The organism is Ectobacillus antri, from assembly GCF_003852715.1.
Taxonomy (GTDB): domain Bacteria; phylum Bacillota; class Bacilli; order Bacillales; family Bacillaceae_G; genus Ectobacillus; species Ectobacillus antri.
This window is the reverse complement of the sequence record NZ_RIAV01000005.1, coordinates 145,053-161,672: the sequence shown is the minus strand read 5'-3', so window position 1 is coordinate 161,672 and position 16,620 is coordinate 145,053. Positions and strand designations below refer to the sequence as shown.

15 protein-coding genes are annotated in these 16,620 nt (G+C 38.6%); 14 read left to right on the top strand and 1 reads right to left on the bottom strand.

Going from position 1 to position 16,620, the window contains the following annotated elements:
* Positions 1-19 precede the first annotated feature (19 nt).
* From EEJ45_RS07555 to EEJ45_RS07505, 11 genes are all read left to right on the top strand, one after another.
* Positions 20-844 carry a glycosyltransferase gene (locus EEJ45_RS07555; protein WP_124564193.1) on the top strand — a complete coding sequence of 275 codons (825 nt, stop codon included), beginning with the start codon at positions 20-22 and terminating at the stop codon, positions 842-844.
* A gap of 15 nt (positions 845-859) precedes the next feature.
* Positions 860-1,567 (top strand): glycosyltransferase family 2 protein, encoded by a 708-nt coding sequence (locus EEJ45_RS07550; RefSeq protein WP_164464221.1) that lies wholly within the window; start codon positions 860-862, stop codon positions 1,565-1,567.
* A gap of 149 nt (positions 1,568-1,716) precedes the next feature.
* A complete protein-coding gene (gene rfbA, locus EEJ45_RS07545) occupies positions 1,717-2,589 on the top strand; it encodes a glucose-1-phosphate thymidylyltransferase RfbA (RefSeq protein ID WP_124564192.1) in 873 nt (290 codons plus the stop codon).
* Positions 2,590-2,597: 8 nt separating this feature from the next.
* Positions 2,598-3,155, top strand: a complete 558-nt coding sequence (gene rfbC / locus EEJ45_RS07540) for a dTDP-4-dehydrorhamnose 3,5-epimerase (protein ID WP_124564191.1) — start codon at positions 2,598-2,600, stop codon at positions 3,153-3,155.
* 10 nt (positions 3,156-3,165) lie between these two features.
* Entirely contained in the window at positions 3,166-4,188 is a 1,023-nt protein-coding gene (rfbB, locus tag EEJ45_RS07535) for a dTDP-glucose 4,6-dehydratase (protein ID WP_124564190.1), read from the top strand.
* Complete coding sequence (gene rfbD / locus EEJ45_RS07530) at positions 4,188-5,039, top strand: dTDP-4-dehydrorhamnose reductase (protein WP_124564189.1); 852 nt, start codon at positions 4,188-4,190, stop codon at positions 5,037-5,039. Before rfbB ends, rfbD begins: the two co-directional genes overlap by 1 nt.
* Before the next feature lie 144 nt (positions 5,040-5,183).
* Positions 5,184-5,861: a GntR family transcriptional regulator gene (locus tag EEJ45_RS07525; protein WP_124564188.1), complete on the top strand. Its 678-nt coding sequence runs from the start codon at positions 5,184-5,186 to the stop codon at positions 5,859-5,861.
* A 157-nt stretch (positions 5,862-6,018) separates the two neighbouring features.
* On the top strand, positions 6,019-7,218 hold the full coding sequence (locus EEJ45_RS07520; protein WP_124564187.1) for an MFS transporter: 1,200 nt from the start codon (positions 6,019-6,021) through the stop codon (positions 7,216-7,218).
* A 191-nt stretch (positions 7,219-7,409) separates the two neighbouring features.
* A complete protein-coding gene (locus EEJ45_RS07515; protein ID WP_124564186.1) occupies positions 7,410-8,123 on the top strand; it encodes a LytR/AlgR family response regulator transcription factor in 714 nt (237 codons plus the stop codon).
* A gap of 120 nt (positions 8,124-8,243) precedes the next feature.
* Complete coding sequence (locus EEJ45_RS07510; RefSeq protein ID WP_124564185.1) at positions 8,244-10,319, top strand: carbon starvation CstA family protein; 2,076 nt, start codon at positions 8,244-8,246, stop codon at positions 10,317-10,319.
* Positions 10,309-10,503 (top strand): YbdD/YjiX family protein, encoded by a 195-nt coding sequence (locus tag EEJ45_RS07505; RefSeq protein ID WP_187695350.1) that lies wholly within the window; start codon positions 10,309-10,311, stop codon positions 10,501-10,503. Before EEJ45_RS07510 ends, EEJ45_RS07505 begins: the two co-directional genes overlap by 11 nt.
* Positions 10,504-10,579: 76 nt before the next feature.
* On the opposite strand, the gene EEJ45_RS07500 is transcribed toward EEJ45_RS07505, so the two are convergent.
* Entirely contained in the window at positions 10,580-13,123 is a 2,544-nt protein-coding gene (locus EEJ45_RS07500; RefSeq protein WP_124564183.1) for a bifunctional diguanylate cyclase/phosphodiesterase, read from the bottom strand.
* 708 nt (positions 13,124-13,831) lie between these two features.
* Between EEJ45_RS07500 and EEJ45_RS07495 the strand changes: the two genes are divergently transcribed.
* The 3 genes from EEJ45_RS07495 (at position 13,832) to EEJ45_RS07485 (ending at position 16,611) form a co-directional block, all read left to right on the top strand.
* The gene (locus tag EEJ45_RS07495) at positions 13,832-14,911 is read left to right on the top strand and encodes an alpha/beta fold hydrolase (protein ID WP_124564182.1); all 1,080 of its coding nucleotides are present in this window, start codon (positions 13,832-13,834) and stop codon (positions 14,909-14,911) included.
* 215 nt (positions 14,912-15,126) lie between these two features.
* Positions 15,127-15,246 carry a YjcZ family sporulation protein gene (locus EEJ45_RS07490; RefSeq protein ID WP_124564181.1) on the top strand — a complete coding sequence of 40 codons (120 nt, stop codon included), beginning with the start codon at positions 15,127-15,129 and terminating at the stop codon, positions 15,244-15,246.
* 135 nt (positions 15,247-15,381) lie between these two features.
* On the top strand, positions 15,382-16,611 hold the full coding sequence (locus tag EEJ45_RS07485) for a S8 family peptidase (protein WP_124564180.1): 1,230 nt from the start codon (positions 15,382-15,384) through the stop codon (positions 16,609-16,611).
* Positions 16,612-16,620 lie beyond the last annotated feature (9 nt).

Here is a 16,620-nt window from a genome sequence, read left to right as displayed (position 1 = left end):
AGGTAAAGAAGGTATTTGTATGAAAACAACAATTGTAATGGTCCTCTACAATCAAAAGCTACAGGAAAGCAAAACCTTTGTCACAATGGAACAGACATTGCTCAATAACAAAGACTTTACTGGGCAATATGAATTGATTGTGTATGATAACAGTCTAAAGCCGCAGGAAGTTCCTGCTACCGCAGGTATAACCTATGTGCATGATGAACGAAATCTAGGGATTGCACAGGCCTATCAGTATGCTTGGGAGCAGGCAAAACAAAATGGTAGTGAATGGCTGTTGCTATTAGATCATGATACAGAGTTAACACCAGAGTATGTAGATACATTTTTTCAATTAGAGATAAATCGAGATGAAATAGCCGCTGTTGTACCGATGGTAATGTGTGAAGGAACGATGATTTCTCCTGTTTTCAGCCATACGTTGCAACCTTTACGAGGTGAAAAACCGGTTGCAGGTAAACAGGAGCAACCGGTTATGGCTATTAATTCCGGAACGGCTGTAAATATGGCGTTTCTCAGTAAAATTGGCGGCTTCACACAAGAATTCCCACTAGATTTTTTAGATCATTGGTTTTTTTATAAGGTGTACGAAGAGGGGTATAAAGTACTTGTCTCTCCTGTGACTCTCGAGCATGAGTTGTCTGTGATGAACTATGATACAGTTTCCTTGAACAGATATAAAAGCATCATAGGTTCAGAACTGAAATTTTATAAAAAATACAAGCGACATGTTTTAAAACGATATAGATTGCAATTAATGATGCGAGCAGGAAAGCAGTTATTGTTTGTGAAAAACAAAAAAATCGCTCTGCATACGTTGCGCACATTATTAAAAGTATAGAAAGGATTTCTGTCCATGATATCAGTATGTATAGCAACATATAACGGAGCTGGCTTCATCGTTCGGCAATTAAATTCTGTGCTATCGCAGCTTAGCGAGCAAGATCAGGTCGTAGTGGTGGACGATTGCTCTAAAGATGATACAGTGCAGGTAATCAAAGATACTTACGGCAATAGAGTCGAGGTTTACGTGAATGAGCGTAATGCTGGTGTAATTAAAAGCTTTGAAAAAGCAATCTCAAAATCGCGCGGCGATATTATCTTTTTGTGCGATCAAGATGATATGTGGCTTGCTAATAAGGTAGAAACAGTCGTAAATGAATTTAGAGCTACAAATGCATCCGTTGTTGTGCATGACGCATATGTAACCGATGGAGACGGTGAAATTATTCACGAATCTTGGAATGTCCATAATAACAATCGTGAAAAGGGCTTGATTGGTAATATTGTGAAAAATAGCTTTACTGGGTGTTGCATGGCCTTTAAAAAAGAGATTGTTCGCGACATCATACCGTTTCCAAAGTCTATTGAGATGCATGACCAATGGATCGCGTTGGTTTGTATGATGAGTAAGCGTAAAATAGCGTATATCCGCAAGCCATTGATGAAATATGTTCGCCATGGTGGAAATGTAACAGGTATGCGAAAGCGTTCTTTCAATGAACAGCTCAAAGGAAGGATAGGTACCATTAAAGCAGTTATGCAATATAAAGCTACGCATTAAAAAGTTAAGTTATTATTACTAAATGGTTACAATATAAGATATATGTTGTTCGTATTTGTGTGGTTTCATTATAATGTGAGGTGCGGTGTATAAAGCACCTCTTATCCATGAAAAGGGTAAATTAATTTGCAAGGAGATGGGATGTAATTATGAAGGGAATTATATTAGCAGGCGGTAGCGGTACACGCCTTTATCCGCTTACAAAGGTTGTTTCTAAACAGTTGTTACCTGTATACGATAAACCTATGATTTACTATCCACTTTCTGTTTTAATGCTAGCAGGCATTAAAGATATTCTTGTTATTTCTACGCCACAGGATATTGAGCGTTTTGAACAAATTTTAGGTGATGGCTCTGATTTCGGCATTCAACTTACATATGCTGTACAGCCGCATCCAGGTGGTTTGGCACAAGCGTTCTTAATCGGCGAAGAATTTATTGGGGATGATAGTGTTGCCCTTGTGCTTGGCGACAATATTTTCTATGGACATGGCTTGACGCAATTATTGCATAAAGCAGCACATCGTGAAGAAGGTGCTACTGTATTCGGTTACTATGTAAATGATCCAGAGCGCTTTGGTGTCGTTGAATTTGATGCGGAAGGTAAAGCTGTTTCTATTGAAGAGAAGCCGGAAAAACCGAAGTCAAATTACGCAGTAACAGGCTTGTATTTCTACGATAATCGCGTAGTAGAAATTGCAAAAAGCATTAAGCCTTCAGCACGTGGAGAACTTGAAATTACAGACATTAACCAAAAATATTTAGAGCTTGGGGCTTTAAATGTTGAGTTATTAGGTCGAGGCTATGCTTGGTTAGATACAGGAACGCATGAATCTTTATTAGAAGCGTCTCAATTTATTGAAACGATTGAAAAGCGTCAAACGTTAAAAATTGCTTGCTTAGAAGAAATCGCATATAAAATGGGTTATATCTCTAGAGAAAAATTGCTAGAATTGGCGGAGCCATTAAAGAAAAATCAATACGGTCAATACTTAATTAAGATTGCAAATCAAACGAGATAGGTGAAAATATGAATATTGTCAAAACAAAAATTGAGGACGTAGTCATTTTAGAACCCAAAGTTTTTGGTGACCATCGCGGTTATTTTATGGAAAGCTATAACAAAGACTTGTTTGAACAATTAGGGCTAACGCAGGATTTTATCCAAGATAATCAATCCCTTTCTGTACCAGTTGGCACGTTACGCGGCTTACATTTTCAGTTAAATCCGAAGGCACAAACAAAAGTAGTACGCTGTGTAACGGGAGCGATTTATGATGTGGCAGTTGATATTCGCAAAGGCTCTCCTACTTATGGTCAATGGGTAGGTGTAATTTTAAGTGAGCATAACAAGCGTCAGCTTGTTGTACCAAAAGGTTTTGCGCACGGCTTCTGCACATTGGTACCAAACACAACAGTTGCCTACAAAGTAGATGAATACTACTCTCCTGAGCATGATGCGGGTATTCTTTGGAACGACCCAGCACTAGGCATTGATTGGCCAGCAAGCAACCCAATTTTATCGGAAAAAGATACAAAGCATCCTGTATTAGCAGAAGCAGAGATTAACTTCGTATACGAGAAATAGGAGGATTACAATGAAATTATTAGTAACAGGCGGCGCAGGCTTTATCGGCAGTAACTTTGTACGCTATATGGTAAACAAATATCCCCAGTATCATATCGTGAACCTAGATGCGTTAACATATGCAGGTAACTTAGAGAATTTAAAAGACATTGAAGATGCTTCAAACTATACATTTGTTAAAGGTGATATCGCAGATCGCGATTTCATCAACGCTTTGTTTGAAGAGTATAAATTTGATTATGTATTAAACTTTGCAGCAGAATCTCATGTAGATAGAAGTATTACAAATCCAGATATTTTCGTGCGCACAAACGTGCAAGGCACACAAGTATTGTTAGATGCAGCGAAAAATATCGGTGTAAAGAAATATCTACAGGTTTCTACTGATGAAGTATATGGCACGTTAGGTGAAACAGGTTACTTTACAGAGGAAACACCACTTGCAGCAAACAGCCCATACAGCGCGAGTAAAGCTGGTGCAGATTTGTTAGTACGTGCGTATCATGAAACATTCGGCTTGCCGGTTAACATTACGCGTTGCTCTAACAATTATGGTCCGTTCCATTTCCCAGAGAAGCTGATTCCGTTGATGATTATCAATGCGCTTCATGACAAGCAGCTTCCAATTTACGGAGATGGCTTAAATGTTCGCGATTGGTTACATGTAGAAGATCATTGTCAAGCGATTGACTTGGTTCTTCACAAAGGCCGCAACGGTGAAGTATACAATGTAGGTGGTAACAATGAGCGTACAAACATTGAGATTGTAAAAACAATTTTGGCACACTTGAACAAACCTGAGTCTCTTATTAAATTCGTGGAAGATCGTCTTGGTCACGATCGTCGCTATGCAATTGATGCAACAAAATTGCGTACAGAGCTTGGCTGGGAGCCAAAATACAACTTTGATACAGGAATCGAGCAAACAATTCAGTGGTACTTAGAGAATAAAGACTGGTGGGAAAAGATTATCTCCGGTGAGTATCAAGAGTATTTTGAAACACAATACGGCAAGAAGCTAGAGGCTGAGTAATGAGAGTAGTTGTAACGGGAGCAAAAGGTCAACTCGGTCAAGATGTAGTCGAGCAGTTGCAACAAGGGAATTATACAATTTATGCATTAGACCGTGAGTCTCTTGATATTACAGACGAACAGGCTGTGCAAACGTATATAGATGACGTGAAGCCTGATGTAATTCTACACTGTGCCGCGTATACAAATGTGGATCAAGCTGAGAGCGATCAAGAGAACGCGTATCGTGTAAATGCTTTGGGCGCGAAATATTTAGCTGAAGCAGCGAAAAGACATGATGCTAAAATACTATATGTAAGTACGGACTATGTTTTTAACGGTACAGCAACGGTGCCATATGAAGTAGATGAACCTACAGCACCGCTTGGTGTATATGGTGAAACCAAGCTTGCCGGTGAAAACTTTGTACAGCAAATTACGGACAAGCATTTTATCGTACGTACTGCATGGGTATTTGGTACAAAAGGAAATAACTTTGTGAAAACGATGATCCGCTTAGGTAAAGAACGCGGTGAGATAGGTGTTGTTCATGACCAGGTTGGATCTCCCACATATACAGTTGATTTAGCACGCTTTATGATTGAACTTATGCAATCTGAAGCTTATGGTATTTACCATGCAACGAATGAAGGCGTGTGTTCTTGGTACGAGTTTGCAAAAGAAATCTTTAGACAGGCAGGTATGGATGTGAAGGTATCTGCGCTTACTACGGAGCAATTTCCGCGCCCTGCGCAGCGTCCGAAATATTCTGTGCTCAGCAAGAAACGTATCACAAAAGAAGGCTTTACGCCGTTTAGAGAATGGCAACAAGCGCTTGCTGCTTATTTAGAAGAAGCAGCACAGAAGAACTGACCATAGCGTCAGTTCTTTTTTTAGACTTTAAAGGATTCTTTTTCAAAGATATATTAGTACGGCAAAGTAAATTTTTATGATATAACAATTCTTTATGATATCATAGTACAAATAAGTATGTGCGAAGGGGTGCCGTGACATAATATGAATAAGCGAAAGTCCATGGAGCAAGTAGTATATGAAAGGATTAAAATGGCCATCTTAGCCCGAGAGATAGCGCCTGGTACACAACTGGTTGAGAATACAATTTCCGATAAATTAAAAGTAAGTCGAACACCGATTCGGAATGCAATCAAAAAGCTGCAGGAGGAAGGGCTTGTGACGATGGTTCCAAATCGAGGAGCTTTTGTTATGCAGCCTACACGCGCAGAGATTATGCAAGCGTTTGAATTTCGAACGGAGCTAGAGTGTATGGCAGTACCGCTTGCCCTGCAACATGTAACAAAGCAGGATATTGTAGAGTTACAGGAAATGATGATAGGAGAAAGAGAAGCTTATAAAGAAAAGGACATTCTAACGTATATTAAAATCAATAAAGCATTTCATTTGTTTCTTGCAAAAAGAACGGGAAATAAGTTTCTCATTGAGACATTAGATACATTGCTTAGAAAAATAAATATATATCTCATCTTGTATGGTGTATTTAACTATGTAAGCTTAGATGAGGTTACCAACTTACAGGATCATGAAAGAATGGTTGCGTTTATTGAACAAAAAGAGGGAGAAGCCCTGCAATATTTAATACGTAAGCACCTGCAAACAAGTTTGCACGAGCTCGAAATTAATAAACTGCAATATAAGGCTTTAGAGGACGTTTTATAGGAAAACGTATGAGCGCAATGAGCGCTTCTTTTGAACCGGGAATAAAGAGTGGTTGCGTTCGGTATTTAAGAAGAACGCATGTATAAATATAAAGAGATTTGCTCTTTTACTGTTCTGGTAAAACAGATACTTGGACTTAGATGAATAAGGAGAATACATAATGAAACAAATAGAAATTTCCAAGCATAAGCTACTTGGTGTAGCAGGGCTCGGTTGGTTATTTGATGCGATGGATGTGGGGCTGCTTTCCTTTGTTATTGCGGCTTTGCAAAAGGAGTGGGACTTAAGTGTGCAACAGATGGGTTGGATTGGGAGTATCAATTCAATTGGAATGGCTGTTGGTGCACTTATCTTTGGACTATTGGCAGATAAAATTGGCCGCAAATGGGTCTTTATTATTACCTTGTTGCTTTTTTCATTGGGAAGCGGCTTATCAGCACTAGCGCCAACACTATCTGTCTTCCTTGTGCTAAGATTTCTAATCGGGATGGGACTCGGCGGAGAATTACCGGTTGCATCTACACTGGTTTCGGAAAGTGTACCAGCAAGTGAGCGCGGGAGAGTGGTAGTGCTTTTGGAAAGCTTTTGGGCGGGCGGTTGGTTAGTGGCTGCATTGATTGCTTATTTTATTATTCCACATTACGGGTGGAAAGTAGCTATGCTCATCAGTGCGTTGCCAGCCTTCTATGCATTATATTTAAGGCTGAACCTGCCGGACTCTCCGCGCTTTGAAGGTGCAGTTCAGAAGCAATCTGCCTGGGAAAAGATACAAATTGTTTGGTCATCTACATATGTAAGACCAACAATTATGCTTTGGATTTTATGGTTTTGTGTAGTGTTTTCTTACTATGGCATGTTTTTGTGGCTCCCGAGTGTTATGGTACTAAAAGGATTTAGCTTAATTAAGAGCTTTGAGTATGTCTTAATTATGACACTTGCGCAACTTCCTGGTTATTTTACGGCCGCTTGGCTCATTGAGCGTGCTGGTCGTAAATTTGTACTAGTTTCTTATTTATTGGGTACAGCTGCGAGTGCTTATTTTTTCGGTGCTGCGGAATCACTAACTATGCTTATCACAGCAGGAGTATTTTTGTCCTTCTTTAACTTAGGTGCATGGGGCGCTTTATATGCGTATACACCAGAGCAGTATCCTACAGCTGTGCGCGGGACAGGGGCAGGTATGGCGGCTTCGTTTGGCCGGATCGGTGGAATATTGGGACCACTTTTAATCGGTTATTTAGTTGCCCAAAACGCATCAATTACCTTTATCTTTACGATCTTCTGTATCGCGATTTTAATCGGAGTACTATCTGTTTTGTTTTTAGGGAAGGAAACAAAACAACAAGAGCTCGTATAAAAAAGAAGGTCTATAAAATTCCGCTTTTTATATAAAAAGCGGAATTTTTGTATGTTAGGGGAGGAATTTGTCATTTTGGGACGAATAGAAGCAGGTAGATAAGTATTATATTTATAACAAGAAACATCTAAAGTAATTAATGCGGTTTACAGAAGGTAGTTATAGAGACAGCAAAGAGGGGCGGATGACGGATGAAAGTTTTGGTTGTGAGTGAAGTACCTGAACATAAGCTGGAGATTGAACGTGCATTTCAACGCGGTGAGGTAAAGGCAAGCTTTGTGGAGGCGAAAGTAGGTATAGAAGCTATTAAAGCAGCAAAGCGTTATGAACCTGATTTCCTCTTTTTAGATGTCCATGTTTCAGATGAAAGTGGTCTTGAAATTGCTGAGTTGCTGCACCAACTCAATTTACAGGCAAATATTATTTTAATGGGCAATAAAGTAGATTATGCAATAGAAGCATTTCGACTTCGGGCATTTTATTATTTGCTGCAACCATTTCATGATGATGATTTAGAGTATCTAGTATATTTAATGCGTAAAGAACATCTTCGTTGGTGTCGTTCTCTCAGTCATAAGCTACCAATTGAAGAGCAGGATGGCATCGCTTATATATCACCGCAAAATATCATTTATGTAAGTAAAAATAAAGAAAATAAGACAGTTTCTATTTATACAAAAGATGGTCATTTTACTTCTACTTATACGCTACAGGAGTTGGAAGAAAAACTTCATGTACATCAGTTTCTGCGGGTGCATAAAAGCTATTTAGTTAACTTGCCCTATATAAAGGCGTTAAAGCCTTACTATAACGGAACATACAATTTATATACGGAATATTGTAGTGAACCTATTCCGGTCAGTCGCAATTATGTGCGCATTTTAAGAAATAAACTAGAGATATAACAAGTTATCGGCAATTTTTGACATCTTATCTCACTATATTTTCATTATAAGGTATGTTTTATTTTATTATTCTGAAAATTTAGTATAATCCTTCTGAAGGCGTAACAAGGGGGGATTTATTTGAAAAGTATAAAGTCTATTGTGTTATGGGGATTCATTTCTGCACTTGGTGCCGCAGGATTTGCGGTATTGGCACTGAACCGCGGCGAAAGTATTAATGCCATTTGGTTACTTGTTGCAGCTGTATCTGTTTATGCAGTTGCCTACCGTTTTTATAGTAAGTTTATCGCGCAGAAAGTTTTTCAATTAGATGACAACAGAACAACACCAGCTGAACTAATGAATGATGGGAAAGATTATGTTCCCACAAATAAATGGGTATTGTTTGGTCATCACTTTGCAGCAATCGCTGGAGCTGGGCCGCTTGTAGGCCCAATTTTGGCAGCGCAGATGGGCTATTTACCTGGCACACTTTGGATTGTTGTCGGAGTGGTATTGGCAGGTGCTGTACAAGATTTTATTATTCTCTTTGCGTCTACAAGGCGAAACGGAAAGTCTCTTGGGGAAATGATTAAAGAAGAAATTGGTCCTGTGACCGGCTTGATTGCAATGATAGGTATTTTAGGAATCATGATTATTTTATTAGCGGTACTGGCATTGGTCGTTGTAAAAGCGTTGGTGGGAAGTCCTTGGGGAATGTTTACAATCGCTGCCACGATTCCTATCGCGTTCTTTATGGGAGTTTATATGCGTTATATGAGACCAGGACGCGTTGGGGAAGGCTCTATAATTGGTGTTATCTTGCTTTTGTTGTCTATTGTAGGTGGGCAATACGTTGCGGAAACACCTGAGCTTGCAAAGTTGTTTACATTTAAAGGTGAAACTATTGCACTTATGCTGATCGCATATGGATTCATCGCATCTGCTTTACCTGTTTGGCTCCTTTTGGCACCACGTGATTACTTAAGCACCTTTTTAAAAATTGGTACCATTGTTGGTTTAGCAATTGGCATTTTAGTTGTTGCACCAAACTTGGAAATGCCAGCCGTATCCAAGTTTATTGATGGAACAGGTCCTGTATTTGCTGGCAACTTGTTTCCGTTCTTGTTCATTACAATTGCCTGTGGCGCTGTTTCAGGTTTCCATGCACTAGTTTCCTCTGGTACAACACCGAAGATGATGGAACGTGAATCACATGCTCGCCCAATTGGATACGGTGCGATGTTGATGGAGTCTTTCGTGGCGATTATGGCTCTCATTGCTGCATGTGTACTAACACCTGGTACATATTTTGCAATTAACAGCGCTCCAGCTTTGATTGGTACAGATGTGACACAAGCTGCAAAAACAGTAACGTCATGGGGCTTTACAATCACACCGGATGATCTAACAAATCTCGCCAAGGATGTAGGAGAAGAAACCATTCTTTCTCGTACAGGAGGTGCACCAACCTTAGCGATTGGTATGGCACTTATTTTCTCTAAAGTGATTGGTGGGAAAGCTTTAATGGCATTCTGGTACCACTTTGCGATTCTATTTGAAGCGTTGTTTATTTTAACAACAATTGATGCAGGAACCCGTGTCGGACGTTTTATGATTCAAGATATTATGGGAAATGTATACAAGCCGCTTGGTCGCACAGATTCAACCTTATCAAATATTATTGCTACGGCGCTATGTGTATTTGGGTGGGGTTACTTCCTTTATCAAGGTGTTATTGATCCACTTGGTGGGATTAACACATTATGGCCGTTATTTGGAATCGCAAACCAAATGCTGGCGGGTATTGCTCTGCTTGTGGGTACAACGATTCTATTTAAAATGGGTAAGAAGGCCTATGTATGGGTGACGCTCGTTCCGACAACCTGGATTCTGATTGTAACGATGACAGCGGGTTATCAAAAGTTGTTTCATGAAAATCCTAAGATTGGCTTCTTATCTCATGCTAACGTATTCCAAACTGCTTTGGACGAAGGAAAGGTATTGGCACCAGCAAAAAATATAGCACAGATGAAGCAGATTATTACCAATGATTATGTAGATGCCGCGTTATGTGCCTTCTTTATGATCGTTGTATTGGCAGTGTTACTGTCTGCCGCTCGCATTTGGGTTAAGGTACTTCGCAATCAGGTAGTAGAAATGAAAGAATCGCCATATGTTGCGCGAAACGAGGAAGGGACTAGAAATTATGCGTAAGTTAATGGTACAATGGCGTGAGTTTATTAGCTTATTAGTTGGTGTTCCAAGCTATGAAAAGTATGTAGCATACATGAAAGAAAAGCAGCCCTCACAGCCAATCTTATCACGTAAAGCCTTCTTCGCAGATGTTCAAAAAGCTAAGTTTGAAACAAAAGCAGGGAATGTTTCTCGCTGTTGTTAAACGATAATTTTAATAAAACGGAAAAGCTCAGAGTAAAGCGCTCTGAGCTTTTCCAGTTTAGTCGATAACGTATTGATTATGTTGTATTTGTAGGAAGTATAAAGTCTGTCTTTTGCAATTGATACGATAGCATTTGTTCTAAATGTGATGCAATAACAGGTGGACTAATTAAAAATCCCTGTGCATACTGACATGCGTGTTCTTTTAAATAAGTAAGCTGATCGACGGACTCAACTCCTTCAGCAATGACTGTCATGTTTAATTGTTGTGCCAATGAAAGCAAAGTTGAAGTGATAATTGTACCATATCCAGGGCTTGGTAGGCAGTCAATAAACGATTTTGCAATTTTTATCGTTTGTGCTGGAATTCGTTCTAAGGAAGCGAGAGAAGAATAGCCTGTTCCAAAATCGTCAATCGAAAAAGATATGCCATATCCTTGTAATTCTTGCAAGTTGGATATAACAACGCTTTCTTTTTGCATGAATACGCCTTCTCTAATTTCTAACACTAGTGAATGTGGTGGTAACGAAAATTCTTCTAATATAGCTATCACGCATTTTGCAAAGTTGGGCTTATACAAGCTTTTAACAGATATATTGACTGAAATACGGATAGATGCAAGCTTGAGTCTCATCAACCTGTCAATTTGTTTACAAGCTTGTCGAATCATCCAAATATCAATGGTTGTAATCATCCCCATTTCTTCGGCAAGGGGTATAAATAAATTAGGGGAAATCAGCCCTAATTTAGGATGCTTCCAGCGCACTAATGCTTCTGCAGCGGTTACCGTATTTGTCGTGATATTCATGATAGGTTGGTATAAAACAGTTAAACTATCATGATTAATTGCTTCATACAAATCATGTAATAAAAAGGGACTAGGAGCAGGCAACTGTGTACTTGGTTGATACGTACGATATTGATTTTTCCCACTTTTTTTGGCATTATACATAGCAATATCAGCATGTTTAAGCAAGGTTTCTACATCTGTTCCATCCTGTGGATAACGTGATATCCCAATGCTAGGGGTTACATGAAGAGTAAAGTCATCCACTACAAAAGCCGGTTCAAACGCTTGCAGCAATTTTTTTGCTAAATAAATGGCAGAATCATGATGATTGGATTCAATTGTAAATATTGTGAACTCATCTCCTCCTAATCGAAATACATTCCCATCTTTACCGATGCTTTGTTGTAAACGATCTCCTACATGCACGAGCAATTTGTCACCGATATTATGGCCTAAAGAATCATTGATGTACTTAAAACGATCTACATCCATATACAGTATAGAGAACGGTTTATTTGCAAGAACAGCCTCTTCTATACGCTTATAAAATAATCTGCGATTAGGTAATGAGGTGAGTGCGTCATAGTAAGCCATATGTCGAATAGTTTCTTCTTGTTTCATACGTTCTGTAATATCGGCAGCCATCACATATATACCAGTTACCTTGTGATCTACAAGGATAGGAATAAAAGTCACATTGAGGTGAACAATTTGCTTATCAGCCTTTAATAGCCTTAAAAATGCAGATTGAGATGCGCCGTCCTTAGTTTTTTCAAACAATTCCAACGTAGATGCAAGGTCTTCTTTGACAATCCAATCTGTAAAATACGTATTGATGAACTGCTTTCGTGTAAAATCACCTAAAGCGAGAGCTGCTTCGTTCACATCTAAACAGCGCCCTTCCAAATCTAGTGAAATAACAGCATTAATATTTTGATCAAAAAGTGACTTATATCGTTGCTCACTTTCATCTCGTGCTTGCTTAATCTCAGTCTGCTCGATTGCTAATCCGGCTAAATAAGAGAAGGTATAAAAAAATTCAATATCTTCTTGTGAGGGCTTCTTGCAGTACGTATGATAGATTGCAAACGTACCGAGTACTTCATTGTTAGATGAGAAAATGGGAAGAGACCAGCAAGATTTAAGACCATGAGTTAATGCTAAATCTTTATAATGTTCCCAGTAAGGGTCTGTGGAAATATCCTCTACAATAATTAATTGTTTTAGATAGGCAGCAGTACCGCAAGAGCCAATACCGGGACCGAATCGCACCCCATTCAATGCATGCGTGTATGTATCAGGTAACTTTGGTGCGGCGCCATGGTATAAGCGACCTTCTTTAAGCAGTAGAATAGATCCTATAATATCAGGCTGTATTTGTTCTGCAGTATAGATAATCTCATCTAAAATAAGCGGAAGTGCCATTCCTTTTGCAATTAACTCTAAAAGCTTTTGCTGTCCACTTAATAAATCTTCCGTCTGTCTATGAAATTGAGCGAGGGTAGCGAAAAAATGAAGGTGTCCCTCGCTATCTTCTATTAATCGAGCATATTGTTGAACAAGGACGTAGTCTTGTTGTTTACTTAGTATGCGAAATGAAATGTATTCATGAGAGTCATACATTTGAAAATAGGAAGCAACGGATTCTCTATCTTCAGAATGTACAAAAGATAATAAAGAAGAGCCTAAAATATCATGAAGCTCCCAGCCGAGTAGGACAAGTCCATCTTCATTTATGTCTAAAATTTCAGTTTTTTTATTTAGTGTAAATTGTAATGAAGGTCTAGACGAATGTCTTTTTAAAGAGGATTGATACTGGCTAGTTCTCATATGATAAACCTCCTATCTTGAAGTGATATGAATCTTCTCTTATAGGTTATGTGATATAAAAGGTTAATTTTAATTTAAAATTTAAAAAACAAAATATAACGATTAAGTTTTTGTAATAAATCGAACATATTGATGTCAGTGAAGGTGCTTAATGAATGAAATGAAAGAAAAAGGTAGTAGACATGAAACAACAATTTCCATGTACTCAAAAATATATGAAAATAATTATAATATAAAATCTAATGTACTGCCATTTTTATATTGTATCATACGTCTATTTATATGAGCAGTATGATTTGAATTTATCTGCCTGCTCCTATCAACTAACATCTTTTACAGTATATATAAATTTACATGATTTGTTCGACATAGAAACAGCAAGAAATTCACAGCTTCAGGTGTGTATGTTCTTACTTGACACGCGTATCTCTTAGACACTGACCGCAACCATACATTGCCCGTTCTTCTTTCCCACCCCAAAAAAGAATGTCGGTTTTTCTAGTTGTACTTATATAGATCAACTGGTAGGTTATTCTTTTGTGATATGGATTAGAGTAGAGACGGTCCCCTAACCGCTCAGCAGCAATCAACAAAGAACTTTAACAGAGTCTGAAGATAAGAAAAACAATCAATAAAATAGTGTTCTTATATAAAAGAAGGGAATTATATTTTTTCCTCGTATTGAGATACAAGAGGGGAGATGAGAGCTTGCTAGCAAAGAGGTCGGTTTTTTCGCAAAATAACTATCGATTTAATTGTGGAAAAGAAATCCCCATTCAAATCGGTTATCAAACATATGGTACTTTGAATAAACAAAAAGACAATGTAATTCTTGTCTGTCATTATTTTAGTGCGACAAGTCAAGTAATAAGCTGGTGGGGAGACTTAATTGGAGAGGATAAAGCAATAGATACGAGTCGTTTTTTTGTAATTTGTACAGAAAATTTATGTAATGTCCAACAAAAAAATCCCAATGTTATTACAACTGGGCCTGCTTCTATAAATATCGCAACAGGGAAACCATATGGGATGGATTTTCCTGTATTCACTTTTGCTGACATGGTTAAAATTCAAAAGGCATTACTTGCTTCTTTAGGTATTCAGAAGCTGCATGCGGTGATTGGTCCTTCTGCCGGAGGAATGATTGCACTTCATTGGACTGTTCAAGAACCAAATATGGTAGAACGTTGTATTGGTATAATAACAAATGCGCGAAATCCAGTTGCCACATCATGTAATGTGCTACAGCACGCCATCCGTGCTATTCAGCTAGATCCAAATTGGAATGGAGGTCAATATTACGGAAAAGTAGAGCCTTTTGAAGGACTTCATTTAGCAGCTCAGATGATGTACACAAATGCATTTAGTACAAAATGGTATGAAGATATGTTCAAAAGTAGCCGAGGAACATTACAAGCTGTGCAAGGTATGGAGCGAGCTGCTGCGTATGAAAGAGAAATCTATGAAAAAGTAAAAGAGAACATCATTTATTGTGACGCAAATCATTGGTTGTATACATCACGAGCTACTATGCTGCAAGATATATCAGACGGTTTTTCAAATATGCAGGAAGCGCTAGAGCGTATTCAAGCGAAGGTATTATTAATTTCTTGCTATGAAGATACCTTGCAGCCAGCATATATGAGCGAGGAAACTGTAAAGCAGCTACAGATGCTTGGAAAGCAAGCGAGCTTTTTTGGGTTTCATAGTATATATGGACATATGGGGGGGATTCTGGATACGCATCTTTTTGCAAAGAAAGTGGAGGAATGGCTGGTAGATAAATGAGCTATAAACTTTTTCTTTTCCGGCACCGCCGCTTGTACCCGAACCGGCAATAGTGAGTGCTTTATATCAATGATACACATACTGTAAAACAAAGAGGAAAGACGTAAGACACAGGATATAATGCCCATTTTATTTCGGACGTGCGCAAAAGCGTCATATAACCATATTATATCTTTGTACACACATCTTAGTAATATATAAGGAGGCACAAAGCTATGTACGGTTACGGTGGTTACGGTGGCTGCGGCTATGGTTATGGCGGCTTTGCTTTAGTGGTTGTATTGTTTATTCTTTTGATTATCATCGGTGCAAGTTTCCTTGGCTACGATCGCTAAAAACTATTAGGCCCTTGTGTATAACATGGGTCTTTCTTTGTATATATAAAAAAATAACCTAATATCCATATCAGTTTTCTTTGTTTTACATACCTTGTACTAAAGACATATTTGATTGAACAAGGGAGGATATTAATGAAAGAGAGCTTTGAATTGGAGGACAAGTTTGATAAGACACTTATAAGAGAAATAAATGAAAAAAAAGATGCTACATCGCCTGTGATTATTCCAGTTATTATACAGATTAAAAAGGATTCTTCTGTGAAAAAATTACAAGATTTAATTACGTTAGCACCTGAAGAAAAAGAAGGGTTAAATATTATTAATCTGCAGTTGATAGCTGCGCAACTATCTATTAAAAACTTAAGACAATTAGCAAGATTAAAGGATATAGAAAAAGTTTACTGCGATTATAAAGTAAGTACGAATTTAAATATAGCTACAGCAGCGGCGGGTGCGACTTATACTAGAAACACGTTTGGCTTGACAGGTTTGAATGTGGGAATTGCAATTGTAGATACAGGTATTTATCCGCATCCTGATTTTGTTACGCCTATCAATCGCATTGTCCACTTTAAGGACTTTGTTAACGGTGCAACAGCGCCATATGATGATAATGGGCACGGTACACATGTCGCGGGCTGTGCCGCTGGAAATGGATCCATTTCGGGAGGGTTATACACGGGAGTTGCTCCAGATGCTTCATTAATTGGAATAAAAGTATTAGACAGCAGTGGAGGCGGCTCAGCTTCTACCGTTATTGCCGGAATTGACTATGTGATTCAAAATAAAGCACAATTCAATATCAAAATAATGAATCTATCGCTAGGAGGCCCCCCAACATTAACGTACTCCGACGATCCTCTTGCGCGCGCTTCTGCATTGGCTGTAGATGCAGGTATTTTTGTTGTAGCCTCTGCAGGAAACAATGGGGCAGCGCTTTCTATTGATACCCCTGGCATCCACCCCAAAGTTGTAACTGTAGGCGCTATTGATGATTTGAATACAGCTAACATTTCTGATGATGTAAAAGCTCCTTACACAAGTAAATCTCCTACAATAGATGGCTTGTTAAAACCAGATCTATTTGTACCAGGCAATAATATTACGGCTGCTTATTCACCCAATTCTACACTTGGTTTGCAGAATCCAGGAGCTGTCGTAGGTGGTACGTATATTACATTATCGGGCACATCCATGGCTACGGGAATTTGTTCTGGAATGGCGGCTTTAATTTTGCAGGCATATCCGCCGTTTTCACCAGAGAAGGTCAAGTTAACGATGCTGCAAAGCTTACAGTCTTTTAATTCTGTACGTGAAGGATACCTATTGATGCAACAAGTTTTTAAACTATTATTATCATGAAAATAGAGA